This is a genomic window from Isoptericola jiangsuensis, from assembly GCF_002563715.1.
In the GTDB taxonomy this organism is placed as follows: Bacteria; Actinomycetota; Actinomycetes; order Actinomycetales; family Cellulomonadaceae; genus Isoptericola; species Isoptericola jiangsuensis.
The window spans coordinates 2,850,676-2,875,919 of the sequence record NZ_PDJJ01000001.1; the positions used below are offsets into that span (position 1 = coordinate 2,850,676).

The following is a 25,244-nucleotide window of genomic DNA, read 5'->3' on the forward strand; positions in this document are numbered from 1 at the left end:
TTTCACTATCTGTGGTCAGACCACAAGAGGCCGGGGAAGTGACCTCCCGCACAGCGAACGTCGACCCAGGTCAGACGGTCGCGCGCTCGGCCAGGGCCTCGCCGACCCGGCCCAGGTTCGCCAGCTCGGCACGGTGCTCGTCGAGCGTGGCCAGCGCCGGGCGCGGCGACGCGAGCACCGTGACCGCGTCCAGACCTTCGGCCGGCAGGCCGATCCGTCGCCACGGCTCCGCCACGAGCCGCACCAGCTCGCCCAGCTGCGGGCCCGAGCACTGCGACACCGTCGCCGGCGGCAGCCCCGCCCACAACCGCGTGCCCCGCTCCACGGCGCGCGCCACCAGCTCCCACGCCCGCTCGTTCCAGCCGCCCGGACCCACCGCCGCCAGGTCCAGGCCCACGGCGTCCGCCCCCGCCAGCACCACCGGCGGGATCCCGACCCACGTGCCGCCCAGGTGCACCACGACCTCCGCACCCGCGCCGTGCAGCGCCGACACCACCGGCTGCAGACCCTCCACGACGTCCGGCCCCGGCACGGGCCGCAACCGCGAGTAGCCCGAGAACGTGGGCAGCACGCCCGCGTGCACCTGCCCCAGCAGCGGCTCCGCGAGCTGCACCACCACCCGGGCGCCCGGCACCTGCTCCCGCACCCGCGCCACGTGCTCCGCCAGCCCCAGCGCCAACGACTGCCCCAGCTCCGCCCGGCCACCGACGTCCGCCAGCACCCGGTCGCCGCGCACCGACCACAGCTCGGCCGCCAGCGTCCACGGACCCGTCACCTCCATGGTGAGCGGGCCCTCGTAGCCGTGACCCGCCACGGCCAGCGCCAGCAGGTCGTCGGCCAGCAGGTTCTCCGCGCGCCGGTGGTCCGCCCCCCGGTGGTCCGCCAGCTTCCAGCCGTGCGGACCCAGCTCGACCGCGAGCTCCGCGAGCAGCACACCCGCCCGCCCCACCGGGTCCGCACCCGGGCCGCGGCCCGGCAGTCGCGTGACGAACGGGACCGCGTCCACGCCCGTCGGCAACGACGCCAGGTCGCCCAGCACCGTCTGCTGCGCCTCCAGCTCGTCGCCCCGACCACCCGGCCACGGGCCGCGCCCGCTGACCGCCGTCACGCGCGGGCCTCCGTCGCCGCGGCCACCGGAGCCGGAACCGCCACCGGCGCCTGTGCCGTGGCGCCGTCCGCCGTGGTGCCGTCAGCCGCCGTCGCCGCGCGCCCCGCGCGGTCGCGCCAGGCCCGCGACACCGTCGCCTGACCCAGCACCCGCGTGCCGGAGTACACCACCAGGGACTGACCGGCCGCGACGCCGCGCAACGCCTCGCCGAGCCGCACCTCCAGGCCGCCCGCGCCGTCGTCGAGCGCCGGCACCGCACGCACCTGCGCCGGCACCTGTCGGCCGTGCGCCCGCACCTGCACCGTCACGTCCGCCCAGCCGTCCGCAGGCTCGGCCAGCCACACCGCCTTCTCCCCGGCGACACGGTCCACGCTCAGCAGCTCCGCCGGACCCACCACCACCGTGTTCGACGACGTGTCCACGTCCACCACGTAGCGCGCCCGACCGTCCGCGGCCGGACGCCCCAGCCCCAGCCCCTTGCGCTGCCCGACCGTGAACGCGTACGCCCCCCGGTGCTCCCCCACGACGTTGCCGTCCGTGTCCCGCACCTCGCCGGGCTGCTCCCCCAGCCGGTCCCGCAGGAACCCTCCCGTGTCACCGTCCGCGACGAAGCAGATGTCGTAGGAGTCCGGCTTCGCGCTCACCGACAGGCCGCGCCGCTCCGCCTCCGCACGCACCTGGGCCTTCGACGCGAACCCACCCAGCGGGAAGATCGACCGCTCCAGCCGGTCCCGCCCCATCACCGCCAGCACGTACGACTGGTCCTTGTCCTCGTTGGGCGACCGGTGCAGCTCCGGGGATCCGTCCGCGCCGTGCACGATGCGCGCATAGTGCCCCGTCGCGACGGCGTCGAACCCCAGCGCCGTCGCCTTGTCCAGCAGCGCCTCGAACTTGATGTGCTCGTTGCAGCGCACGCACGGGTTCGGGGTGCGGCCGGCCGAGTACTCGGCGAGGAAGTCCGCGACCACCGTCTCCTCGAACGTCTCCGACAGGTCCCACACGTAGTACGGGATGCCGAGCACGTCCGCCGCACGCCGCGCGTCCCCCGCGTCCTCGATCGAGCAGCAGCCCCGCGAACCCGTGCGGAACTGGTCCCGGTTGCGGCTCAACGCCATGTGCACGCCCACGACCTCGTGGCCCGCCTCGACCGCGAGCGCCGCCGCGACCGCCGAGTCGACGCCGCCGGACATCGCCGCCAGCACCCTCATGCCGCACCTCCCTGCCGCGCGGAGACCAGGCCGGCGGCCTGCGCCCGCTGCACGACCTGCGGCAGCGCCGCCAGCAGCGCGTCGACGTCGGCGCGGGTCGAGGTGTCGCCCAGGGAGAAGCGCAGGGCGCCGCGCGCGGCCACCTCGTCCACGCCCATCGCGAGGAGCACGTGGCTCGGCTGCGGCACCCCCGCCTGGCAGGCCGAACCCGTGGACGCCTGCACCCCCGCGGAGTCCAGCAGGTACAGCAACGAGTCGCCCTCCGCACCGGGGAACGTGAAGTGCGCGTTGGCCGGCAGCCGCACCGGCGCCTCCGCCGTCCCCGACGCCGGGTCCGGGCCGCGCAGCACCGCTTCCGGCGCGATCCTGCGCACCCCCGCCACCAGCTCATCGCGCAGCACGGCGAACGCCGACGCCCGCTCCGCACGACGGCCCACGACATCCGTGACCGCCACCGCGAGCGCGCGGATCGCCGCCACGTCCAAGGTGCCCGACCGCACGCCCCGCTCCTGGCCGCCGCCGTGCGACACCGCCTCCAACGCCAGGTCACGGCGCGCCAGCAGGGCACCCACCCCCACGGGACCGCCCACCTTGTGCCCGCTGATCGTCAGGGCGTCCACACCCGACGCCGCGAAGTCCACCTCCACCTGACCGACCGCCTGCACCGCGTCCGAGTGCACCGGCACCCCGTGCTGGTGCGCGACCCGCACGACCTCCCGCACCGGCTGCAGCGTGCCCACCTCGTTGTTCGCCCACATCACGCTCACCAGCGCCACCTCGTCGGCGTGGTCCGCCAGCTCCGCACGCAGCGCGTCGAGGTCCACCCGGCCCTCGCCGTCCACCGGCAGGAGCGTGATCTCCGCACCCGCGTGCCCCGCCAGCCAGAACGCCGGGTCCAGCACCGCGTGATGCTCCACCGCGGACACCAGCACCCGACGACGCCGCGCGTCCTGCGAACGACGCCCCCAGAAGATCCCCTTCACCGCCAGGTTGTCCGACTCCGTGCCGCCCGCCGTGAAGATCACCTCGCTCGGCCGCGCACCCAACGCCGCCGCCAGCGACTCCCGCGACTCCTCCACCGCACGACGCGCCGCCCTGCCCGCCGAGTGCAGCGACGACGCGTTGCCCGTCCGCCCCGCCTCCTCCACGAACGCCGCCAACGCCGGCGCCGACATCGGGGTCGTCGCGGCGTGGTCGAGGTAGGCGCCAGGGTCCGGGGGCGTGGTCACGGTCATCAAGTCTACGAACCCCCGCGACCCGCGATCCCATCCCGTGCGCCCGCTGCGGGTGCGGGGTGCGTCGCGCTCGGTGGTCGCGGTCGGTGTTCACGGTCGGTGTTCACGGTCGGTGTTCACGGTCGGGTGGGGGATGCCGGGCACGGTCACGTTCACGGGCCCCAAGGGGGCCCTCCACTTCCGGTCTGACGACCGTGCCCGGCATCCCCCACCCGACCCCACGAGTCGCAGCGCGGCTCGCGTGAGTCAGCGCAGACTCCCGCGAGTCAGCACACGCTCGCGCGAGTCAGCACACGCTCGCGCGAGTCAGCACACGCTCGCGCGAGTCAGCACACGCTCGCGCGAGTCAGCACACGCTCGCGCGAGTCAGCACACGCTCGCGCGAGTCAGCGCACATCGCGCCGACCGGCACGGGCCCGCGTCCGTCAGGTCGCCGCGGAACGAGACGACGTCAGGACTTCCATGACGAGGCCCTTGACAAGGGACCACGCCGGAGCCTCCGGCCGCGCGGCCCGTCGTCGGAGGCCTAGTGCCGCAGGTGACCTGACCAGGCCGGCGACGCGAGCTCTCCGGACTCGGGACACGAGCTTGCGAGCGAGCGCGCCCAGCGACGACCAGGTTGCCGGTGGGCGACGTCGGCCGGCATGTCATGGCCTCGCGTGACCCGACGGCAACACCCGCGCAGCCGCCCCGACAGGTCACCGCGCCCAGCGCGACGCGACGATCGAGGCCGGGTGGAGGGTCCGGGCACGGTCGTCAGACCCGAAGTGGAGGGCCCCCTGGGGCCCGTGAACGCGACCGTGCCCGGACCCTCCACCCGGCCGTACGCTGACTCGCGGGAACCAGCGCTGACTCGCGGGAACCAGCGCTGACTCGCGGGAACCAGCGCTGACTCGCGGGAACCAGCGCTGACTCGCGGGGGTCAGCGGCGGCCGGTGCCTCGCTGCCAGGGGAAGGGGCCGGGGCCGTCGAAGCGGTCACGGTCCTTGCGGCGGTCCCAGCGGTCGTGGCGACGGTCGGTGCGGTAGACCTGCACCGTGGAGGGGCGGGGCCCGCTCCAGGCGCCGGTGACCTGCTCGCCCGCGGCGAGGTAGTCGGGGAACGCGGAGGTCTGCGCGTCCCAGGAGCCGTCCTCGCCGGGGTGCTGGACGTTGACGTACGCCATGGAGTCGCGGGCGTCGACGACGGGGCCGCAGGTCTCGGCGCCGCGCGGGACGGCGAGGAACTGTTCGACGCGGCCCCGATCGCGCCCGTCGAGGGTGACCTTGAACAGGCCGTCGCACTTCTGGATGGTGGACGGCTGGCCGTCGGTGGAGATCCAGAGGTTGCCGGCGGTGTCGAAGGCGAGGTTGTCGGGGCAGGAGATGGGCGACACCTTCTCGGGCGGGAAGCCGGAGAAGTAGGCGGTGTCGTCGACCTCGGGGTCGCCGGCCACGAGGAGGAGGTTCCAGCGGAACGTGGTGGCGGTCTGGTCGCCGCGGTCCTCGATGATCTCGACGACGTGCCCGCTGCGGTTGGTGGTGCGGGGGTTGGCCTCGTCGGCGGCGGGGTTGGTGCCGGTGCCGCGGTTGGTGTTGTTGGTGCAGGCGACGTAGATGCGCCCGGTGGCGGGGTTGGGTTCGACGTCCTCGGGGCGGTCCATCTTGGTGGCGCCGACGGCGTCGGCGGCGAGGCGGGTGAAGACGAGGACCTCGGCGACGGTCATGCCGGGGACCTGGGAGCGGCCGTCGCGGACGAGGGGCAGCCACCGGCCGCGGCCGTCGAAGGCGCCGTCGGAGGGGACGGTGCCGCTGCCGTCGATCTCGGCGGCCGGGGAGTCGCCGGTGAACCGGGCGACGTAGAGGTCGCCCTCGCTGAGGAGCTGCTTGTTGTGCTCGCGGGCGGCGCGGCTGTGGCCGTCGCGCATGCGGTGCGCCGAGACGAACTTGTAGACGTAGTCGAAGCGTTCGTCGTCGCCCATGTAGACGACGGCGCGCTTGTCGTGAGCGAGGATGACGTTGGCGCCCTCGTGCTTGAAGCGGCCGAGCGCGGTGTGCTTCACGGGGGTGGAGCCGGGGTCGTAGGGGTCGATCTCGACGACCCAGCCGAACCGGTGGTTCTCGTTCTCGTAGCCGGGGTTGTTGCCGTCGAAGCGGGGGTCGTCGAGCTCCCAGCCGTAGCCGGTGGCGGCGTCGCGCAGGCCGTAGCGGGCGTCGCGAGGGTCGGTGCCGTCGACGCGGAGGTAGCCGTGGAAGTTCTCCTCGCCGGACACGACGGTCCCCCAGGGGGTGGTGCCGCCGGCGCAGTTGTTGAGGGTGCCGAGCACGCGGCGGCCGGTGGGGTCGGCGACGGTGCGGAGCAGCGCGTCGCCGGCGGCGGGGCCGTCGACGGTGAACGGGGTGTCCATGTGGATGCGGCGGTTGCGGCGCGCGATCCGGTCGTACTCCCAGGGTTCGCCGGTGGCGTCGCGGTGGACCTCGACGACGGTCATGCCGTGGGCGGCGCGCTCGATGGCGCGGCGGGTGGCGGCGTCGTAGCTGCCGTCGAACATGATGTCGGGGTTGGTGTACTCGTGGTTGGAGACGAGCAGGCCTCGGGTGCCGCGACGGGTCTCGACCATGGACCGCAGGTCCTTGGGGTCCTCGGGGAGGATGTCGAGGTAGTCGCAGTTGTAGCCGAACTGGCGGGCCTGCTGCTCGGGTGTCTGGCGGGCGGGGTCGAAGGCGCGGCCGCCGGGCAGGACGGGGTCGCCCCAGCGGATGATGGGCGACCAGCTGTAGCCGTCGGGGACGGTGAACGCGTCGACGTCCATGGGCTGCGGGTCGATGGCGGTGAACGCGAGGCCGGTCTTCCCGGCGCCCCAGCCGCGGCCGGTGGCGGTGGTCGCGGAGGCGGGCGTGGCGCCGAGGACGTCGGCCCCGACGACGACGGCCGCGGCGGCCGCGGCGACGCCGCCGAGCATGACGCGCCGGGTGAACGCGCGGGAGGCGACGTCGCGGAAGTACTCGTTGGCGCTGGCGTTGGGGGCGGGGTGGGAGCAGGCGTCGGCGCACTTGAGCCGGCAGGTGACGGGGCTGCGCTTGCCGCGGGCGTGGTGGGGCGTGCCGGCGACCGGCAGCAGCGGGCGCGCGTCGGGGGCGATCGTCATCGGGTCACTCCTGGTGTCGGACCGGGGGAACGTCCTGAACCTAGGAATGCCGCGTGGCCGCCGATCGACCGGGCCCTTGCGCGTCGGTGAACACCGCGTGACCTGCCGATGCGGGCGGGCGGGACGACCGGTGACGGCCCGCCCCGCGCCAGCCGGACGGTGCCCGGACGTCAGCCGAGCGAGCCCACCCACTCGCTGGTGCCGTCGTCGAAGCCCTGCTCCTTCCAGATGGGGACCTCGGCCTTGAGCTCCTCGACGAGGTCGGCGGCGCAGGTGAAGGCGGCCTGGCGGTGGCCGGACGCGACGGCGGCGACGACGGCGACGTCCCCGACGTCCAGGGAGCCGTACCGGTGCACGACGGCGACGCGCAGGCGGTCCCCGGTGGTGGCGGCGACGCGTCGGGCGACGCGCTGGGCGACGGCGTGCAGGACGGTGGCGGCGTCGGGGTGGGCCTCGTAGTGCAGGGCGGTGACGCCACGCCCCTCGTCGTGGTCGCGGACGTGGCCGACGAAGGTGGCGACGGCGCCGCACGCGTCGTCGCGGACGAGGGCGGCGAGCTCGCCGTGCAGGGTGTCGAGGGGGGAGTCGACGACGTCGGCGCGCAGCACGACGGACTCTCCCTCCGGGGTCGCGGCCGGCGCCGGACCGGGGTGGTCGTGTCCGGCGAGCTGGTCGACGGCGTGCGGCAGGACGTCGGCGAGGGCGTCGAGGCCGTCGAGCAGGCCCCCGACGGAGCCGGGCAGGTTGACGACGAGGGCGCGACCGGCGACCCCGGCGACACCGCGGGACAGCGCGGCGGCGGGCACGGCCTTCTTCGCGGGGTCGGTGGGGGCGAGCGACCGGGCGCGCACGAGCTCGGCGACGCCGGGCACCTCGCGGTCAAGGACGGTGAGCGTCGCCTCGGGGGTGGAGTCCGACGCAGCGATGCCCGTGCCGCCGGAGGTGACGATCACGTCGGGCGGGGCGTCGCCGTCCAGCAGCTCGAGCAGGGCGTCGCGGACGGGTTCGCCGTCGGGCACGACGACGACGGGCAGCACGTCCCAGCCGTGCGTGGTGAACCACCCGGCGGCGGCCGGTCCGGACCGGTCGGCGTAGACACCGGCGGCGGCACGGTCGGACGCGACGACGACGGCGGCGCGGCGACGCCTCGCCGACCGGGACCCGACGTCGGCGGGCCGTCCCTCGACGCCGTGGTGGGGATGGTCCTCGGTGCGGCCGTCGGCGGTGGTCATGCGTCCTCCCGCGTCCAGTCGCCGGACTTCCCGCCGGACTTGGCGACGACCTCGACGTCGGTGAGGACGGCGGCCTTGTCGACGGCCTTGATCATGTCGTAGAGGGTGAGCCCGGCGACGGTGACCGCGGTGAGGGCCTCCATCTCGACGCCGGTGCGTCCGGTGGTGCGCACGGTCGCGGTGATCTCGACGTGGTCGCCCGAGGGGACGAGGTCGAGCTCGACGCCCGACAGGGGCAGCGGGTGGCACAGCGGCACGAGGTCGGCGGTGCGCTTGGCGCCCATGATCCCGGCGATGCGGGCAGTGGCGATCGCCTCGCCCTTGGGGAGGTCGCCGGTCGCGATCCTCTCGACGACGTCGGGCCGGGTGCGCAGCACGCCGCGGGCGGTGGCCTGCCGCTTCGTGACGTCCTTGGCGGTGACGTCGACCATGTGGGCGGCCCCGTCGGCGCGGTAGTGGGTCAGGTCGCTCATCGGATCTCCCAGTAGTCGACCTCGGCACCTGCGGGCAGGTGCGCGACGCCGGGCGGCACGTGCACGAGGAGCGTAGCCGCCGCGAGGTGGGCCAGGAGGTGGGATCCCGGGCCGCCGACGAGGGCGACACGGCCGTCGGGGTCGAGGCGGCCGCGGCGCACCTGGTGCAGGTGCGGGGGCGAGTCGACGGCGGTGGCGAGCGGGGCGCGGCCGCGCGGCCGGTGGGCGGGCCCGGCGCCGGTGGCGGCGGCGAGGACGGGGCGCAGGAACAGCTCGAAGGACACGAGCGCGCTGACGGGGTTGCCGGGGAACGCGACGAGCGGGACCTCGGGGGGGTCCCCGGGCGCGCCGAGGGTGACGGTGCCGAGGCCCTGCGGTCCGCCGGGCTGCACGGCGACGTGTCCGAACCAGGCGTCGGTGAGGGTCTGGCGGACCACCTCGTACGCGCCGGCGGAGACGCCGCCGCTGGTGACGACGAGCGCGACGTCGGCGGGGGCGTCGGCGAGGACGGCACGCAGGGCGGCGGGGTCGTCCGCGACGACGCGGGGCGTGACCCGGCACCCGACCTGGGCGAGCGCGGCGGTGAGGGCGGCGCCGTTGGCGTCGTGGAGCTGCGCGGGGCCGAGGGTCTCGCCGGCGGGCACGAGCTCGGACCCGGTGGAGACCAGCAGGACGTGCGGCGCCTCGGCGACCTCCACCTCGGTGACGCCCGACGCGACGAGCACGCCGAGCTGCGGCGGGCCGACCGGCGTGCCCGCGGGGACGACGACGTCCCCCGCGGCGACGTCGGACCCGCGGCGGCGGACGAACGTGCCGGCAGCGGCGGGGGTGGCGAACCGGACGCCGGCGCGGGCGGCGGGGTCGGGGAACGCGGGCGGATCGGCGTCCTCGATCTTCACGACGGCGTCGGCGCCGGCGGGGACGGGGGCGCCGGTCATGACGGGCGCGGCGGTGCCGGCCTCCAGCGGCGGTGGCTGCGTGCCGGCCGGGACGGGCGCGGCGACGGGCAGCACGACCGGGCGCGCTGGCGTCGCCCCGGCCAGGTCGGCGGCGCCCACGGCGTACCCGTCCATCTGGGAGTTGTCGAAGCCCGGCAGGTCCAGCCCGGCGACGGCGTCGGCCACGAGGGTGCGCGGGGCGAGGACGCCCGCGGCCGCCGCGGCGAGGAGCCCGGCGAGCGGCAGGGTCGTGGCCCGCCGCGCGGCGGCGAGCCCTGCCTCGACCAGTCCGCGGACCGCCTCCTGGTGCTCGGGCACGGCCCGCCGGTCGGCGTGGTGATCCATGCCGAGCAGCCTACGAGGTGCGCGCGGGCGTCAGGAGGACACGTCCGCCGTCGTGAAGCGGCTCCACGCGAGCGTGCCGAAGATCGCGACCCACGCGGCCTGCACGGCCAGCCCCGCGGCCAGCGTCGAGGCGTCCACCTGCAGCCGCAGGAACTCCCCGAGGTCGAGCCAGTGGTGCGTGAGCAGCGCCGGGTGGATCGCGGACAGCTGCGGCAGGGCGTCGAGCACGCCGCTGACGATGGCCACGACGACGGTGGCGGCCATCGCCGCCACGGGGACCTCGGTGAGCGTGGACAGGAACAGGCCGACCGCGACCAGCCCCGTCAGGGAGAGGACGACGTAGCCGACGACGCCGAGGGCGCGGAGCATGCCCTCGGCGAGCGGGATCGTGTCGCCCGACAGCAGCACGACGTCGCCGACGCCGAAGTAGGCCGCGCCCGCGACGAGGCCGACCACGGCGATGGCGAGGACGGCGGCGCCCGCGTAGGCGAGCGCCGCGACGGCCTTGGCCAGGAGCAGGCGGGTGCGCGGGACGGGCACGACGAGCAGGTAGCGCAGCGTGCCGGCGGACGCCTCCCCCGCGACGGCGTCGCCGGAGACGATGGCGACGCACAGCGGAAGGAGGAACGGCAGGCAGCTCACCAGCGCGGCGAACACGAGGAACAGGCCGTTGCCGGTGACGCGGTCGAGGAACGGCGGTCCCTGCCCGGCCACGGGCGTGCCCTGCGTGACGAACAGGACGGTGCCGACCAGGAGCGGGACGCACGCCAGTCCGGCGAGCAGCACGAGGTTGCGCACCCGGCCGAACACGAGGCGCAGCTCGCTGCGCAGCAGGCGGGCCGTGGCGCGGGGCGCGGACGCGACGGGCGCCGCCGTGGTCTCAGCGAGCGACATCGAAGCCCTCCCCGGTGAGCCGGACGAACACGTCCTCCAGGGTGGGCCGCCGGACCTCCAGGCCGAGGAGGTCGACGCCGTCGCCGACGATCGCCTGGGCGACCTTCTCCACGGCGACGGTGCCCAGCGGCGCGGTGACCACGTCGCCGTCGGCGCGGGCGTCGGGCAGGCCGAGGCCCGCCAGGACGCGCACCGCGTGGTCACGCTGGTCCGCGCGGGTCGTGACCCGCACCTGGGTGGTGCCCTCGTCGGCGATCTCGGTGCGGGTGCCCTGGGCGAGCAGCCGGCCGCGGCTCATGATCCCGACGTGGGTGCACACCTGCTCGATCTCGCTGAGCAGGTGGGAGGAGACGAGGACGGTCGAGCCGCCGTCGGCGAGCTCGCGCACGAGCGCGCGCACCTCACGGGTGCCCTGCGGGTCGAGGCCGTTGGTGGGCTCGTCGAGCAGCAGCAGGTCGCGGGGGCGCAGCAGCGCGGCCGCGAGTCCCAGGCGCTGCTTCATGCCGAGGGAGTACTGCCGGTACCGCTTGGCGGCGGCCGCGGTCAGCCCGACCCGGTCGAGCGCGGCACCGACCCGCCGGTCACGGGTGGCCGGGTCGGCGGTCGCGTCGACGGCGTCCAGCCGGTCGAGGTTCGCCCGTCCCGACAGGTACGGGTGGAACGCCGGGCCCTCCACCAGCGCGCCGACGCGCGGCAGCACGGTCGTACCGCCGGTCGGCATCGGGGTGCCCAGCAGCTCCACCGACCCCGTGGTGGGGGCCACGAGGCCGAGGAGCATCCGGATCGTCGTCGTCTTGCCCGACCCGTTCGGCCCGAGGAACCCGTAGACCGCGCCCCGCGGGACGAGCAGGTCGATCCCGTCGACGCCGACCTGCCCCGACCGGAACCGCTTCGTCAGGCCGCTCGTGCGGACCGCGGCGTCCACGGTCGCGGCCCCGGCCGTCATCCGGCGAGCTCCTCGAGCGTCGCGGGCGGCACGGACCCGGCCAGGACGCGGCCGTCGTCCGTGACGAGCACGGACAGCAGCGCCGAGGTCAGCAGGCGCCCGCCGTCGACCGGCGTGGTGAGCTGCTCGTACAGGGCCTGCGTGTCGAGCTCGGGCAGGCCCGGCATCTCGCCGTCCTGCGTGTCGGTCAGCTCGCCGAACAGGTCGTCGGCGCCGCTCGACCCGGTGCTGCCCTCGGGCAGGCGGCCCTGCGCCGTCGCCCCGAGGATCGCGTCCACGTCGACGTCGGAGACCTCCACGACCGTCTCCCAGCCGGTGCCGGAGACCGCGACGCCCGCGTCGGCGCCCAGCGCCTCGCTGCTCGGTGCCCCCGTCGTGCCGGGCTCCGGCAGCGGGACCACGACCTCGCGGACGTCCGCGCCCGCCGGGGCGGAGAAGGCGAACACGCTCGGGTCCGGGGCGTCGAACGAGACGTCGGTGAACCCCACCTCGACCGCCGGGGCCGCGGGGTCCGTCACGCTCCACACCTGCGTGCGCAGGGGCACCCAGGTCTCGGCGTCCACCGCGACGCGCACCCGGTCCACCAGCGTGCCGTCGGTCTGCGGCCGCAGCTCCAGCTGGTAGGCGGCCCGCCCGGCGACCTCCACCGGCTCCGTCGTCGTGACGTCGGTGGTCACGCGGGCGTGCGCCAGCGCCAGGTCCGCGGCCTCCGCGGGCGTGGGCACATCACCCTCGACCGCCGGCCCGGACCCGTCGGACATCTCCTCCCAGCGCTCCGCGTCCGCCGGGTCGAGCACGTAGTGCACGGCCTCGTCGTCGGTGCTGGAGTACGTCCACGCCTCCGGCCCGTCCCGGACGACCGAGTACTCGGACACGTCGCCGAGCAGGGCCGCGCGCGAGGCGTCCGCGCCGTCCGACCAGACCCGCACCGTCGTGCTGCCGCCCAGCAGGTCCAGCGGGCCCGCGCCCTGCAGGTCCGAGACCGTGACGTCCGGCAGCCCGAGACGCGCCGTGTACACGACGGTCCCGGAGACCGGCACCCGGTCGGCGGCCGCCATCCGGTCGACGAGCTCGTCGGCCGTGACGGCGGGCAGGTCGTCGCTCGCCACCGCCCCGAGCGTGGCGGGGACGGCGAAAGCGGCGGCGACGACCCCGGCGACGGCCGCCGGGAGGGCCCACCGGGCCCGGGGGGAGAGTCTGCGCGAGGTGTCCATGGGACCACCCTGGCCGAGGCCACCTGAGACCACGCTGAGAACGCCCCCGAGGGCGCACCCCGGGCCGCGGCGCAGGACACGCCGGGGACGCGCCCGGCGCCCGCCGGTGCCATGCTGCGGGGGTGCGCATCCTGGTGGTGGAGGACGAGCCGGTGCTCGCCAAGGCCCTGCGCCGCGGCCTGCAGGCCGAGGGGTTCGCCGTCGACGTCGCCCCCGACGGCGAGTCCGGGCTCGCGCTCGCGCTCGACGGCGACCACGACGTCGTCGTCCTCGACCTCATGCTCCCGCGCCGCTCCGGCCTCGACGTGCTGCGCACGATGCGCCGCGAGGAGGTCTGGACGCCCGTCCTCGTCCTCAGCGCCAAGGACACCGACGCCGACGTCACCCGCGGACTCGACGTCGGCGCCGACGACTACCTGCCCAAGCCCTTCGCGTTCAGCGTGCTCGTCGCCCGGCTGCGCGCCCTGCTGCGGCGCGGCGCCCCGCCCCGCCCCACGCTCCTGCGGGCGGGCGCCCTCACCCTCGACCCCGCCACCCGCGAGGTGCGGCGCGACGGCGAGCCGGTCGAGCTCACCACCCGCGAGACCGCGCTGCTGGAGCACCTCATGCGCCGCCCCGGGGAGGTCCTGTCCAAGGTCGAGCTGCGCGACCACGTGTGGGACGCCGCCGGCGACGACCTCAACGTCGTCGAGGTGTACGTCGGCTACCTGCGCCGCAAGCTCGGCCGCGGCGCCGTCGAGACGGTGCGGGGCGCCGGATACCGGGTCGTGGGCCGGTGAGACGGGGCTGGTCCCTGCGCCGGCGGCTCACCCTCGTGGCCGCCGGCGCGACCGGCGCCGCCCTCGTCCTCGGCGCGCTGGCCCTCACCTCCGTCGTGTCGCAGAGCCGGGTGGCCGCCACCGACGCCGTGCTGGTCGGGACCGCCGCCCAGGTCGCCGCCCTCGTCGCCGACGACCGGCTCCCCGAGGTGCTCGCTGCCGACGAGCCCGGCGAGGTCGTCCAGCTCCTCGACGCCGCCGGGCAGGTCGTCGCGTCCTCCCCCAACGCGAGCCGCACCCTGCCCGTCCTCGCGCCCGACACCCTCGCCGCCACGCCCGACGGCGCCGCGACCCGCGACGGCACCGCCTACGGCAGCGGACCCGCCCGCGTCCTGGTGGACACCCTGCCGACCGGCGAGCGCGTCGTCGCCGCCCTCCCCCTGGCCGAGATCGAGGGGGCGCTGCGCGCCCTGCGCCTCTCGCTCGGCGTCGTCGTCCCCGTGCTCACCCTCACGCTCGGCCTGGTGACGTGGTTGCTGCTCGGCCGCGCCCTGCGCCCCGTCGAGGAGCTGCGCGCCGGCGCCGCGCGGGTCAGCGGCGTCGGCGGACCCGGCACGCTCCCCGTCCCCGACGCCCAGGAGATCGCCGCGCTCGCCCGCACCCTCAACGCGATGCTCGACCGCCTCGACGCCTCCGCCCGGCGCCAGACCGACTTCGTGGCCGACGCCGCCCACGAGCTCCGCTCCCCCATCGCCGCGCTGCGCACCACTCTCGAGGTCGCCCGGCAGCACCCCGAGGCGTACGAGGGCACCGAGCTCACCGCCGACCTCGCCCACGAGGTGGTCCGCCTCCAGGCGCTCGCGGACGACCTGCTCGTGCTCGCCCGGGTGGGCGCCTCCCCCCGGGAGGTGCGGGACGTCGACCTGCGCGACGTGGTCCACGACGCCGTCGGCGACGTGGACCTGCACGGCGAGGGCCGCGCGGTCGCCGACCCCGCCGCGGTGGGCCGGGTGGTGCGCAACCTCGTGGACAACGCGCGACGGTTCGCGGCCACCCGGGTGCTGGTCGAGGTGCGCGACGGCGTCGTGACGGTGGACGACGACGGTCCGGGGATCCCGGCGGCCGACCGGGAGCGGGTGTTCGAGCGGTTCACGCGGCTCGGCACGGCGCGTGGCCGCGACTCCGGCGGGACCGGGCTGGGGCTCGCCATCGCGCGCGAGGTCGCCCGGGAGCACGGGGGCGACGTGACGCTGGACGACGGCCCGCTCGGCGGGCTCCGCGCCACCGTGACCCTGCCGGTGCCGCCGACGGGCCGACCAAGTCAGGCGACCGCGAGCTCCAGCCGGTAGCCCCGCTTCACGACCGTCTTGACGAGGTCCCGCCGCCCGGTGGCCTCGCGCAGCCGGGCGATCGCGACCTCGACGGCGTGCCCGTCGCGGGACACGCCCGGCAGGACGTCCAGCACGGCCTCGCGGGTGACGACGCCGCCCCCGGCCGCGGCGAGCAGGCGCAGCACCTCGACCCCGGTGGGCGACAGGGGCAGCACCTGGCCGTCGAGCACCGCCACGCGCGCCCGGATGACGAGGGGGCCGGCGACCGTGCCGAGCGCGACCGCCTCGATCTGCTCGTAGTGCCCCACCAGGGCGCGCACGAGGGCACCGAGGCGGCCGCGCTCCGGCTCCAGGGTCGGGATGCCACGGTGCGCCAGCGGGCGGGAGGTGACAGGGCCGACGGACGCGGCGACCATCTGGCCCGCGGCGAACCGGGCCACGACCTCGTCGAGCAGGCCCGCCTGCTCCACGGCCTCCAGCCAGGCCTCGGCGCCCGGCGCGGAGGTGAACACGACGGCGTCGATCTCCCCCGCGGCGGCGGCGCGCACGGACGCGCGCAGGGCCTCCGGGTCCGGGGTGGCGCCCCACCGGTACACCACGAGCGGGGACACCCGGGCGCCGGCCTTGGCGAACACCTCGTCCAGGCCGTCGGCGCCCGCGCCGTGGTGCTGGATCGCGACGTGCAGGCCCTGCACGCCCTCGCTGAGCAGCACCTCGGCGACCTCGGCGGCGGTCTCGGACTCCGCCACCCAGTCGGTGCTCAGGCCCGCGGCCTGCACCGCGCCGCGCGCCTTGGGCCCGCGCGCCACGATCCGGGCGCCGCCCAGCACGCGCAGCAGGTCGTCGGCCAGGCCGTGGGCGTCCGCCGCCTCGACCCACGCGCGGAACCCCACGCCCGTCGTGGCGACGACGACGTCCGGCGGGTCGTCGACGAGCGCGGCGGTGGCCGCCACCAGGGTGTCGTCGTCGACGTGCGGCACCATGCTGAGGGCCGGGGCGTGCCGCACGGCCGCACCGCGACGGCCGAGCGCGGCGGCGAGCTCGCCCGAGCGCCGGTCCGCCGTGACGAGCACGGTGCACCCGGCCATCACCTGTCCCAGCGCGGGCCGCGTCGCGGTGTCACCCACGCGCGCCCCCCACGACTCCTCGGTCACCGGTGCCCTCCAGCAGTCCCTCGGCGGCCACGTCCCCGACCACGATCACGGCGGGGGCGGTCACGCCGACCTCCTCGGCCCGCTTGGCCGCGAGGTCGAGACCGACCCGCGTCACGCGCTGCTGCGGCGTGGACCCCCGTTCCACGATCGCCACGGGGGTGGCCGGGTCCGCACCGGCGTCGAGCAGGCGGGCCACGATCGCCGGCAGGGCGGACACCCCCATGAGGATCACCAGGGTAGCGGCACGGGCGGTGACGCAGGCCACGGCGACGTCGTCGAGCTCCTGCTCACCGGCCCGCGTGTGCGCCGTGACGACGTGGAACGCCGTCGTCGTGCCGCGGTGGGTGAGCGGGACGCCCGCGAGCGCCGGGACGGCGAGCGCCGACGAGACGCCGGGCACGACCTCGACGGGCACGCCCGCGGCGGCGCACGCGGCCCACTCCTCGCCGCCGCGGCCGAACACGAACGGGTCGCCGCCCTTGAGCCGGACGACGTGCCGTCCGGCCCGGGCGTGCCGCACGAGCAGGGCGTCGATGTCGGCCTGCGGGAGCTTGTGGTGCCCGGGGGTCTTGCCGACGTCGACCACCTCGACGTCCGCGCCGAGGTCGGCGAGGACCTCGAGCGGGACGAGGCGGTCGTGCACGACGACGTCGGCCGTGGTGAGGGTTCGCCAGGCGCGGTAGGTGAGCAGGTCGGCGGCGCCCGGGCCGGCTCCGACGAGGGTGACGCGCCCCGGGGCGGTCACGTCAGACCCCCACGTGCACGACGGCGTCGCGCACGTCGACGGGGAAGGGCTCCAGGTGGTCGTCGTGGCCGGGGCGGGGCGACTTCCCGCCGGTGTCGAGGCAGCGTCCGGTGCGCAGGTCGAAGACCTGCTTGTAGACGGGTCCGGCGACGGTGGGTGCGCCGCCGCGGGTGCCGACGATCCCGCGGGAGAGCACGTGCGCGCCGGAGTAGGGGTCGAGCTGCTGGACCGCGAGGACGGTGTCGTCGAGCAGGCGGAACAGCGCGACCTGGACGGTGGTGCCGTCGCGGCGCTCCAGGAGCGCGGCGGCCCCCCGCTCGGGGACGAGGGCGTCGAGCGGGCACACGGCCGTCCAGGTCACGGCGGTGGGGTCGGCCGCGGGGCGGGCCGGGGCGTCGGCGTCGGTGGCGGGGACGGCGGTCATGCGCGCACCTCCAGGGTGGGGCCGGCCACGAGGACGGGGCCGACGAGGGACGGGTCGACGGGTCCCGCGGGGCCGGCGGCGACCTCGTCGGGGGTGGCGGGGCGCTTCTGGCCGCGCTCGGGCACGTAGGCGAGCGTCGGGTCGGGGGTGGCCGGCGCGTTGACGAACGAGCCGAAGCGGGCGAGCTTGTCGGGGTCGTCGAGCACGGCCTTCCACTCGTCCTCGTAGTCGCCGACGTGCCGGGCCATCGCGGCGTCGAGGTCGGCGCCGATGCCCAGGGAGTCCTCCAGGACGACCCGGCGGATCGCGTCGAGCCCGCCCTCGTACTCCTCGACCCAGGGGGCGGTGCGCTGGAGGCGGTCGGCGGTGCGGACGTAGAGCATGAGGAACCGGTCGATCGTGCGCAGCAGGGTGGCGGTGTCGAGGTCCTCGGCGAGCAGGAGCGCGTGCCTGGGGGTCTGGCCGCCGTTGCCGCCGACGTACAGGTTCCAGCCCTTGTCGGTGGCGATGACGCCGACGTCCTTGCCGCGGGCCTCGGCGCACTCGCGGGCGCACCCGGAGACGCCCATCTTCAGCTTGTGCGGGGAGCGCAGGCCGCGGTATCGCAGCTCGAGCTCGACGGCCATGCCGACGGAGTCCTGGACGCCGTACCGGCACCAGGTGGACCCGACGCACGATTTCACGGTGCGCAGCGACTTGCCGTAGGCGTGGCCGGACTCGAACCCGGCGTCGACGAGCCGCCGCCAAATGAGCGGGAGCTGCTCGACGCGTGCGCCGAACATGTCGATGCGCTGGCCGCCGGTGATCTTCGTGTAGAGGCCGAAGTCCTTCGCGACCTGCCCGACGACGATGAGGCCCTCGGGGGTGACCTCGCCGCCGGGCATGCGCGGGACCACCGAGTAGGTGCCGTCCTTCTGCATGTTGGCGAGCATGTGGTCGTTGGTGTCCTGCAGGGTGGCCTGCTCGCCGGCGAGGATGTGGCCGTTGCCGAGGCTGGCCAGGACGGACGCGACGACCGGCTTGCAGATGTCGCAGCCGCGGCCGGCGTCCCGTGCGCCGTCGGGCACGCGGCCGAACCGGGCGATGATCTCGCTGAACGTGTGCAGGTCGGCGACGCGGACGGCGTCGAAGAGCTGGGCGCGGGACAGCTCGAAGTGCTCGCACAGCGCGGTGGAGACCTGGATGCCGGCCTTGGCCATCTGCGTCTCGGTGAGCTTCTTGACCAGCGGGAGGCAGGCGCCGCAGGTGGTGCCGGCCCGCGTGCACGCCTTGACCTCGCCGACGGAGGTGCAGGCGTGGTCGGTCACCGCGCCGCGGATCGTGCCGGCCGAGACGTTGTTGCAGGAGCAGACGTTGGCCTCGTCGGGCAGCTCGAGCTCGGGTGCCGCGCCGGCGCCCTCGGGCAGCAGGAAGGCCGCCGGGTCGCCCGGCAGCTCCGCCCCGAGCATGGGGCGCAGGGACGCGTACGGGGCCGCGTCGCCGACGAACACCCCGCCGAGCAGGGTCCGTGCGTCGTCGGACAGGACGAGCTTCTTGTAGACGCCCGCCGTCGGGTCGGCCCACACGACCTCGACGCAGTCCTCGGTGCGGCCGTGCGCGTCGCCGAACGACGCGACGTCGACGCCCGACAGCTTGAGCCTGGTCGCGGTGTCCGCGCCGGGGAACTCGGCCTCGCCGCCCAGCAGCCGGTCGACGACGACCTCCGCCATCGTGTTGCCCGGCGCGACCAGGCCCAGGCAGCGCCCCTCGATGCACGCGACCTCGCCGATCGCCCACACGTGCTCGTCGGCCGTGCGGCACGTCAGGTCGACGACGGCGCCGCCCCGGGCGCCGATCTCCAGCCCCGCGGTGCGGGCCAGCTCGTCGCGGGGGCGCACCCCGGTGGCCACGACCACGACGTCCACGTCGAGCCGCCCGCCGTCGGCGAAGTCCAGGCGGCCGACGTGCCCGCTGCGCCGGTGCGGGCGCATCTGGTCGGTGGCGGTGCTCGCGCGGACCGCGATGCCCTTGTCGCGGATGAGGCGCTGGAGCGCCTGCCCGCCGCCGAGGTCCACCTGCACGTCCATGAGGTGCGTGCCGAACTGGATCACGGTCGCCTGCGCACCGAGCGCCTTGAGCGCGCCCGCCGCCTCCAGGCCGAGCAAACCGCCGCCGATGACGGCGCCGCGGACGGGCCTGGTGACGACGCCGCCGCGGGTCTCGACCCGGCCGGCCTCACGCTTCGCCTCGACCCAGCCGCGCAGCGCGGCCACGTCGTCGATCGTGCGGTACACGAACACGCCGGGCAGCTCGTGGCCGGGGATCGGCGGCATCGCCGCGCTGGACCCGGTCGCCAGGACGAGCTCGTCGTAGGCGTGCACCCGGCCGAGGCGGTCGGTGACGGTGCGCGCCTCGCGGTCGATCGAGTCGACCCGGCAGTCGCGGTGCAGGGTGACGAGCGGGTCGTCCCACAGCGCCGGGTCGCCCAGGGTGAGCTCCTCCGGGTCGCGGACCTCGAAGTAGCGGGTGAGGCCCACGCGGTCGTACGGCTTGCGCGGCTCCTCGGCGAACACGCTGACGCGCCAAGCGCCGGCGTCGTCGCGGGCGCGGAGCGCCTCGACGAAGCGTTGCGCCACCATGCCGCCGCCGACGACGACGACGTGACGCCGGGTGCCGGCCGGGACGGGGGTGCGGGGCTCGCTGGTCATGTCCTCGACGGTAGGCAGCCGCGATGACCGTCCCGTCAGGGGGCGGTTACCCCTGCCGAACATCTTGCTCACTCCGGCCGGCGTCGCGGTGAGAGGAACGCGTCACACGTGCGCCCGGTCGGGTCGGGCGGGCTCGTCGTCGACCCGCGTGGAGCCCAGCCACCGGGCCAGCCCGCAGACGGCGTCCCGGCAGCCGCCGCAGCCGGTGGTCGCCCGGGTCGCCCCGGCGATCTCCGGCACGGACCGGGCGCCCGCGTCCCAGCACGCGGTGATGTCGTGCTTGGTGACGCCGTTGCAGCGGCACACGGTGGCGTCGTCGGGCATGTGCTCGGGCGACGTCGCCGGCTCCGCGCCGGGCATGACGGCGGTGAGGAGCAGGTGCGCGGGGTCCACCGGCGTCGGCGTGCGGCGCGTGTACGCCGCGGTGAGGTCGGCGGCGACGCGGGCGTCCCCGACGCAGGTCGCGCCCACGAGCACCCCGCCGGCCACGACGGCCTCGACGAACCGGCCGCCCGCCGGGTCGTGCAGCCGCACCGCGCGCTCGCCGTCGACGGGCGCGCGACCCGCGCCGCACGCCCCCATCGAGACGACGCTCAGCGAACCCGCCTTGACCTTGACGACGTCGGTGCCGCGCGTGTCGATCCCCGCGTCCGTCGGCGTGCGGGACGCGAGCAGCGTGCCGAGCCGCACCGCCATCGACGGCCGGGCGTCGGCGTGCGGGAGGCGCAGGTGCTCGCGCGGCCCGTCCGACCGGTGCGCCGCGGCGGCGCGGGCGGCGACCAGGCCCGCGAGCCGGTCGGCCAGGCGCCGCGCCTGGTCCCAGCCCTCGGCCACCAGCCCCCGGGACCCCTCCGGCGGCTGCGCGCAGTCGCCGATCGCGCACACCCGGGGGTCGTCCGGCGTCGCGAGGTCGTGCCCGACGACGACCCCACGGTCGACCTCCAGGCCCGCCCGGCGGGCGAGGTCGGTGCGCGGCACCGTGCCCGTGGTGAGCACGACGAGACCCGCGGCCACGACCTCCTCCGCACCGTGCGGCGCCCGACCCGTGACCCGCACCCCCACCGCGCGCCCGCCCGCGACCAGCACCTCGGTGGGGCGCACGCCGCAGCGCACCGTGACCCCGCTCGCCGCCAGGCCCGCGGCCAGGACCGCACCGGCGTCGGCGTGGAGCTGGCGGTGCATCGGGGCGGGCGACGGGTCGACCAGCGTCACCTCCAGCCCGCGGGCGGCCAGGCCGTACGCCGCCTCGACGCCCAGCACCCCGCCCCCCACGACGACCGCCCGCGTCGCGTTGACGGTCGCCGCGACGATCTCGCGGGCGTCGTCGAGGTCCCGCAGCGCGTGCACGCCACCCGGCAGCACGGTGCGCCCGGCGTCGTCGACGAGGCCGGGCAGCGGGACGACGCGCGCCTGCGAGCCGGTGGCCAGGACGAGGTGGTCGTAGGGGTGCACCGCGCCGGAGGCGTCGGTCACCGTGCGCGCCGCCCGGTCGACCGCGACGGCCGTGACGCCGCGCAGCACCGTGACGTGCTCGCCCGCGACCTCCGGCATGCCGAGGGACGCGACCTCGGTACGCCCCGCGACGACGTCGCTGAGGAGCACGCGGTTGTACGGCTCGTACGGCTCGGCGCCGAGCACGGTGACGTCGAACGCGTCGGGGCTGCGGCGCACCAGCTCGTCGGCGAACCGGGAGCCGACCATGCCGTGGCCGACGACGACGACCTTCAGCGGCACGTGGAGACTCATGCCGGCACCTCCTGGGGGTCGGGACGGGATCCGGTGACGGGCCGCGGGGGCGTCGCCGGTTCGACGACGACCGCGCACACCTTGAACTCGGGCATGGCGGAGACGGGGTCGACGGCGTCGCTCGTGACCCGGTTGACGCTGCCGGTGCCGCCCCAGTGGAAAGGCATGAACACGACCTCGGGCCGCACGGCGTCGGTCCAGCGGGCGACCGCCTCGACCTCGCCGCGCACGGACCGCACCCGGGCCCGCTCGCCGTCGCCGACCCCGACCCGCAGGCCGAGGTACGGGTGGATCTCGACGTACGGCTCGGGCACGAGCCGGTCGAGCTCGGCCACGCGGCGCGTCTGGGCGCCGGACTGGTAGTGCTGGAGCACCCGCCCGGTGACGAGGTAGGTCGGCGCGTCGGCGCGCACGTCGTCGGTGGGGCCGAGGTGGTCGACGGCCACCAGGCGGGCCCGGCCGTCGGGCGTGGGGAACCCGTCGAGGAACATCCGGGGCGTGCCGGGGTGCTCGGCCCCGTCCGGCCCCGGCGCGGGGCACGGCCAGTACAGGCCCGCGCCGCCCGCGTCCTCGTCGGCGTCGAGGCGCGCGTGCGACAGACCGGAGTAGTCGGCGACCCCGCCGCGCGAGGCGCGGGCGAGCTCGTCGAACACGACGGCGGGCTCGGTCGGGAAGGCGACGTCCGAGCCGAGGCGGCGGGCGAGCTCGGCGAGGATCCACAGCTCGGAGCGGGCCTCGCCGGGGGCGTCGACGGCCTGCCGGCGACGGATGACGCGGCCCTCCAGGGACGTCATCGTGCCCTCCTCCTCCGCCCACTGGGTCACGGGCAGCACGACGTCCGCCAGCATCGCCGTCTCCGACGGCACGAAGTCGCACACCACCAGCAGGTCGAGGGCGGCGAGGCGCTCGCGCACCCGGTCCGCGTTGGGGGCGGAGACCAGCACGTTGGACCCGTGGACGAACAGCGCCTGCGGCCCGCCGGGCCGCCCGAGCGCGTCGAGCAGCGCCACGGCGGGCAGCCCCGGTCCCGGGATCGTGGACTCCTCGACACCCCACACCGCGGCCACGTGGGCGCGGGCGGCCGGGTCGTCGATCTTGCGGTACCCGGGCAGCTGGTCCGACTTCTGGCCGTGCTCGCGCCCGCCCTGCCCGTTGCCCTGCCCCGTGAGGCAGCCGTAGCCGGACCCCGGCCGCCCCACCAGCCCCAGCAGCAGCGCCAGGTCGATCGCTGCCGTCACCGTGGCCGTACCCTGCGCCGACTGCTCGACCCCGCGGCCCGTCAGCACGTACGCCCCGCGCCCGCCCCGCGCCGGCGACGCCGCGGCCAGGAGGCGCGCCACCCGGCGCAGCGTCGGCGCGGGGACGCCGCACACCGTCTCCGCCCGCTCGGGCCACCACGCGGAGACGGCACGCACGACGGCGTCGTGCCCGGTCGTGCGCTCGTCGACGAACGCCCGGTCCACCAGGCCCTCGGCCACCACCACGTGGGTCAGGGCGAGCAGCACCACCATGTCGGTGCCCGGCACCGGCTGGAGGTGGATCCCCTGGTCGTCGTCCGTCAGCCGGGCCGTGGCGGACCGCCGCGGGTCGACCACGACGAGCCCGCCCGCCTCCCGGGCACCGGCGAGGTGCTGCACGAACGGCGGCATCGTCTCGGCCGGGTTGGAGCCCAGCAGCAGCACCGCCTGCGCCCCGCCGAGGTCGGTGAGGGGGAACGGCAGGCCACGGTCGGCGCCGAACGCGCGGTTGCCCGCCGCCGCGGCCGACGACATGCAGAACCGGCCGTTGTAGTCGATGCGGGACGTGCGCAGCACGGTGCGGGCGAACTTGCCCAGCGCGTACGCCTTCTCGTTGGTCAGGCCACCGCCGCCGAACACCGCGACGCCGTCCGGCCCGTGCGCGGCCTGGACGCGGCGCACCCCGGCCGCCACGACGTCGAGGGCCGCCTCCCAGCTCGCCGGGGCCAGCTCGCCGTCGGGGCCGCGCAGCAGCGGGGTGGTGATCCGGTCCGGCACGGTGAGCACGCTCGCGCTCGTCCAGCCCTTCTGGCACAGGCCACCCGCGTTGGTCGGGAAGTCGCGCGGGGCGACGGTCACGGGCAGGGGCGCACGCCCGTCGGGGGCCGCGAGCGGCTCCCCGGCGGGCGTGAGCGCCATGCCGCACTGCAGCGCGCAGTAGGGGCAATGGGTCTGCGCCGGCGCGGCGGAGGTGGCGGTCATACCCGGGCCGCTCCCATGACGCCGCCCCGGCGGCCGTACGTCGCCCACGTGACGACGGCCATCACCGCGTAGACCCCGACGATGACCCACAGGGCGGGGACGAGGGAGCCCGTCGCGGTGGTCGACATCGCGAAGCCGCGCGGGATGAGGAACCCGCCGAACGCGCCCACGGCACCGGCGATGCCGATGCAGCCGGCCGCGAGCTTCGCCGTGACCGCGGGGTCCTGGCCCTGCTTCGCGACCCGGAACGCGGCCGGGATCATCCGGTACACCGAGCCGTTGCCGACGCCCGTGGCGACGAACAGCAGCAGGAACGAGCCGAAGAACAGGCCGAACGAGCCGCTGCCGAGGGCCGTGATGGCACCGAGCGCCCCGACGATCATCACCGCGAACGACACGAGCGTGACCCGGGCCCCGCCCAGGCGGTCCGCGACCCAGCCGCCCGCCGGCCGGCTCAGCGACCCCACCAGCGCCCCGAGGAACGCGAGCGAGAGCGTGACCTCGGGGAACTCACGGGCCAGCAGCGTCGGGAACGCCCCGGCGAAACCCACGAAGCTGCCGAACGTGCCGATGTAGACGAACGAGATGACCCACGTGTGCTTCTCGCGCGCCGCCGCGCCGAACGACCGCGGGTCGGCCTTCGCGGTGCCGAGGTTGTCCATGAGCCGCCACGCGAGGATCGCGGCGAGCAGCACGAACGGCACGAACACCAGGCCCGCGTTCTGCAGCGCCAGCCCCGCGCCCGTGGCGATGACCAGCGGGACCACGAACTGCACCGCGGCGGTGCCGATGTTGCCGCCGGCCGCGTTCCACCCCAGCGCCGCGCCCTTCTCCTTCTCCGGGAAGAAGAACGAGATGTTCGCCATCGACGAGGCGAAGTTGCCGCCGCCGAAGCCCGCGAGCGCCGCGACGGCCAGCAGGACGCCGAACGGCGTGCCCGGGTGCTGCACCACCCAGGCGAGCGAGAGCGTCGGGACCAGCAGCAGCAGGGCCGACACGACCGTCCAGTTGCGGCCGCCGAACACCGGCACGGCCAGGGTGTAGGGGATGCGCAGCGTGGCGCCGACGAGCGCCGGGAGGCTGATCAGCCAGAACATCTGGTCGGCGGTCAGCGCGAACCCGGCGGCCGGGAGCTGCGGGACCACGATCGACCAGACGGCCCACACGCAGAACCCGAGGAACTCGGCGAACACGGAGACCGCCAGGTTGCGGCGGGCGATCCGGCGTCCGCCGTCCCGCCAGAACACGGTGTCCTCGGGGTCCCAGTGGTCGATCCACCGGCCGGACCGGTGGACGGGCCGGCGCGGCGGCGCGACCGGGGTGGCGTCGGTGCCGGCGGTGCCCTCCGGCACCGTCTCGGCGGGGGCGGTGCCGCTCGTCGGAGCAACCATCGTCGTTCTCCCTCGCGTGCTCGTGCCCGACGACGCCGGGCGGGGTCCCGGGGGCGGAGGTCGCCGCCG

The 25,244-nt window shown here is 76.1% G+C and carries 19 protein-coding genes; 2 read left to right on the plus strand and 17 right to left on the minus strand.

Going from position 1 to position 25,244, the window contains the following annotated elements; all coding sequences use genetic code 11:
* Positions 1-70: 70 nt before the first annotated feature.
* The 10 genes from ATJ88_RS12995 to ATJ88_RS13040 form a co-directional block, all read right to left on the minus strand.
* Positions 71-1,108 carry a uroporphyrinogen decarboxylase/cobalamine-independent methonine synthase family protein gene (locus tag ATJ88_RS12995; RefSeq protein WP_098464189.1) on the minus strand — a complete coding sequence of 346 codons (1,038 nt, stop codon included), beginning with the start codon at positions 1,106-1,108 and terminating at the stop codon, positions 71-73.
* The gene (gene mnmA, locus ATJ88_RS13000) at positions 1,105-2,316 is read right to left on the minus strand and encodes a tRNA 2-thiouridine(34) synthase MnmA (RefSeq protein ID WP_098464190.1); all 1,212 of its coding nucleotides are present in this window, start codon (positions 2,314-2,316) and stop codon (positions 1,105-1,107) included. The genes ATJ88_RS12995 and mnmA overlap by 4 nt, the downstream gene beginning before the upstream one ends.
* Positions 2,313-3,551, minus strand: a complete 1,239-nt coding sequence (locus tag ATJ88_RS13005; RefSeq protein WP_098464191.1) for a cysteine desulfurase family protein — start codon at positions 3,549-3,551, stop codon at positions 2,313-2,315. The genes mnmA and ATJ88_RS13005 overlap by 4 nt, the downstream gene beginning before the upstream one ends.
* A gap of 922 nt (positions 3,552-4,473) precedes the next feature.
* A complete protein-coding gene (locus ATJ88_RS13010; RefSeq protein WP_098464192.1) occupies positions 4,474-6,678 on the minus strand; it encodes a PhoX family protein in 2,205 nt (734 codons plus the stop codon).
* Positions 6,679-6,848: 170 nt separating this feature from the next.
* Positions 6,849-7,910: a molybdenum cofactor biosynthesis protein MoaE gene (locus tag ATJ88_RS13015; protein WP_098464193.1), complete on the minus strand. Its 1,062-nt coding sequence runs from the start codon at positions 7,908-7,910 to the stop codon at positions 6,849-6,851.
* A complete protein-coding gene (gene moaC, locus ATJ88_RS13020; RefSeq protein WP_098464194.1) occupies positions 7,907-8,383 on the minus strand; it encodes a cyclic pyranopterin monophosphate synthase MoaC in 477 nt (158 codons plus the stop codon). Before moaC ends, ATJ88_RS13015 begins: the two co-directional genes overlap by 4 nt.
* Positions 8,380-9,666, minus strand: coding sequence for a molybdopterin molybdotransferase MoeA (locus ATJ88_RS13025; protein WP_098464195.1), 1,287 nt, complete (start codon positions 9,664-9,666; stop codon positions 8,380-8,382). Before ATJ88_RS13025 ends, moaC begins: the two co-directional genes overlap by 4 nt.
* Before the next feature lie 30 nt (positions 9,667-9,696).
* The gene (locus ATJ88_RS13030) at positions 9,697-10,560 is read right to left on the minus strand and encodes an ABC transporter permease subunit (RefSeq protein WP_098464196.1); all 864 of its coding nucleotides are present in this window, start codon (positions 10,558-10,560) and stop codon (positions 9,697-9,699) included.
* Positions 10,547-11,506: an ABC transporter ATP-binding protein gene (locus ATJ88_RS13035; protein ID WP_098464197.1), complete on the minus strand. Its 960-nt coding sequence runs from the start codon at positions 11,504-11,506 to the stop codon at positions 10,547-10,549. The genes ATJ88_RS13030 and ATJ88_RS13035 overlap by 14 nt, the downstream gene beginning before the upstream one ends.
* Positions 11,503-12,720, minus strand: a complete 1,218-nt coding sequence (locus tag ATJ88_RS13040) for a LolA family protein (RefSeq protein WP_098464198.1) — start codon at positions 12,718-12,720, stop codon at positions 11,503-11,505. The genes ATJ88_RS13035 and ATJ88_RS13040 overlap by 4 nt, the downstream gene beginning before the upstream one ends.
* Positions 12,721-12,842: 122 nt before the next feature.
* Here ATJ88_RS13040 and ATJ88_RS13045 point away from each other — a divergent pair, with 122 nt between their 5' ends.
* Both ATJ88_RS13045 and ATJ88_RS13050 read left to right on the plus strand, forming a co-directional pair.
* Positions 12,843-13,499 carry a response regulator transcription factor gene (locus tag ATJ88_RS13045; RefSeq protein ID WP_098464199.1) on the plus strand — a complete coding sequence of 219 codons (657 nt, stop codon included), beginning with the start codon at positions 12,843-12,845 and terminating at the stop codon, positions 13,497-13,499.
* On the plus strand, positions 13,496-14,827 hold the full coding sequence (locus ATJ88_RS13050) for a sensor histidine kinase (RefSeq protein ID WP_245852417.1): 1,332 nt from the start codon (positions 13,496-13,498) through the stop codon (positions 14,825-14,827). The genes ATJ88_RS13045 and ATJ88_RS13050 overlap by 4 nt, the downstream gene beginning before the upstream one ends.
* Here ATJ88_RS13050 and ATJ88_RS13055 read toward each other — a convergent pair.
* The 7 genes from ATJ88_RS13055 to ATJ88_RS13085 all read right to left on the minus strand — a co-directional run bounded on the left by ATJ88_RS13055 (position 14,800) and on the right by ATJ88_RS13085 (position 25,175).
* On the minus strand, positions 14,800-15,897 hold the full coding sequence (locus ATJ88_RS13055) for a uroporphyrinogen-III synthase (protein WP_098465338.1): 1,098 nt from the start codon (positions 15,895-15,897) through the stop codon (positions 14,800-14,802). The genes ATJ88_RS13050 and ATJ88_RS13055 overlap by 28 nt on opposite strands.
* A 31-nt stretch (positions 15,898-15,928) precedes the next feature.
* The gene (cobA, locus tag ATJ88_RS13060) at positions 15,929-16,708 is read right to left on the minus strand and encodes a uroporphyrinogen-III C-methyltransferase (protein WP_098464200.1); all 780 of its coding nucleotides are present in this window, start codon (positions 16,706-16,708) and stop codon (positions 15,929-15,931) included.
* Between the two features lies 1 nt (position 16,709).
* Complete coding sequence (nirD, locus tag ATJ88_RS13065; RefSeq protein ID WP_098464201.1) at positions 16,710-17,132, minus strand: nitrite reductase small subunit NirD; 423 nt, start codon at positions 17,130-17,132, stop codon at positions 16,710-16,712.
* Entirely contained in the window at positions 17,129-19,819 is a 2,691-nt protein-coding gene (gene nirB, locus ATJ88_RS13070; RefSeq protein ID WP_098464202.1) for a nitrite reductase large subunit NirB, read from the minus strand. The genes nirD and nirB overlap by 4 nt, the downstream gene beginning before the upstream one ends.
* A gap of 102 nt (positions 19,820-19,921) precedes the next feature.
* The gene (locus ATJ88_RS13075) at positions 19,922-21,565 is read right to left on the minus strand and encodes an FAD-dependent oxidoreductase (RefSeq protein WP_098464203.1); all 1,644 of its coding nucleotides are present in this window, start codon (positions 21,563-21,565) and stop codon (positions 19,922-19,924) included.
* On the minus strand, positions 21,562-23,784 hold the full coding sequence (locus ATJ88_RS13080; RefSeq protein WP_098464204.1) for a molybdopterin oxidoreductase family protein: 2,223 nt from the start codon (positions 23,782-23,784) through the stop codon (positions 21,562-21,564). Before ATJ88_RS13080 ends, ATJ88_RS13075 begins: the two co-directional genes overlap by 4 nt.
* Positions 23,781-25,175 (minus strand): MFS transporter, encoded by a 1,395-nt coding sequence (locus ATJ88_RS13085; protein ID WP_098464205.1) that lies wholly within the window; start codon positions 25,173-25,175, stop codon positions 23,781-23,783. The genes ATJ88_RS13080 and ATJ88_RS13085 overlap by 4 nt, the downstream gene beginning before the upstream one ends.
* Positions 25,176-25,244 lie beyond the last annotated feature (69 nt).

Coding starts and splice junctions, on each gene's coding strand:
- ATJ88_RS13035 (WP_098464197.1), bottom strand. CDS start 11,506: ATGACGGCCGGGGCCGCGACCGTGGACGCCGCGGTCCGCACGAGCGGC.
- mnmA (WP_098464190.1), bottom strand. CDS start 2,316: ATGAGGGTGCTGGCGGCGATGTCCGGCGGCGTCGACTCGGCGGTCGCG.
- ATJ88_RS13085 (WP_098464205.1), bottom strand. CDS start 25,175: ATGGTTGCTCCGACGAGCGGCACCGCCCCCGCCGAGACGGTGCCGGAG.
- moaC (WP_098464194.1), bottom strand. CDS start 8,383: ATGAGCGACCTGACCCACTACCGCGCCGACGGGGCCGCCCACATGGTC.
- ATJ88_RS13025 (WP_098464195.1), bottom strand. CDS start 9,666: ATGGATCACCACGCCGACCGGCGGGCCGTGCCCGAGCACCAGGAGGCG.
- ATJ88_RS13055 (WP_098465338.1), bottom strand. CDS start 15,897: ATGGCCGGGTGCACCGTGCTCGTCACGGCGGACCGGCGCTCGGGCGAG.
- nirB (WP_098464202.1), bottom strand. CDS start 19,819: ATGACCAGCGAGCCCCGCACCCCCGTCCCGGCCGGCACCCGGCGTCAC.
- ATJ88_RS13040 (WP_098464198.1), bottom strand. CDS start 12,720: ATGGACACCTCGCGCAGACTCTCCCCCCGGGCCCGGTGGGCCCTCCCG.
- ATJ88_RS13030 (WP_098464196.1), bottom strand. CDS start 10,560: ATGTCGCTCGCTGAGACCACGGCGGCGCCCGTCGCGTCCGCGCCCCGC.
- nirD (WP_098464201.1), bottom strand. CDS start 17,132: ATGACCGCCGTCCCCGCCACCGACGCCGACGCCCCGGCCCGCCCCGCG.
- ATJ88_RS13005 (WP_098464191.1), bottom strand. CDS start 3,551: ATGACCGTGACCACGCCCCCGGACCCTGGCGCCTACCTCGACCACGCC.
- ATJ88_RS13015 (WP_098464193.1), bottom strand. CDS start 7,910: ATGACCACCGCCGACGGCCGCACCGAGGACCATCCCCACCACGGCGTC.
- ATJ88_RS13010 (WP_098464192.1), bottom strand. CDS start 6,678: ATGACGATCGCCCCCGACGCGCGCCCGCTGCTGCCGGTCGCCGGCACG.
- ATJ88_RS13075 (WP_098464203.1), bottom strand. CDS start 21,565: ATGAGTCTCCACGTGCCGCTGAAGGTCGTCGTCGTCGGCCACGGCATG.
- ATJ88_RS13080 (WP_098464204.1), bottom strand. CDS start 23,784: ATGACCGCCACCTCCGCCGCGCCGGCGCAGACCCATTGCCCCTACTGC.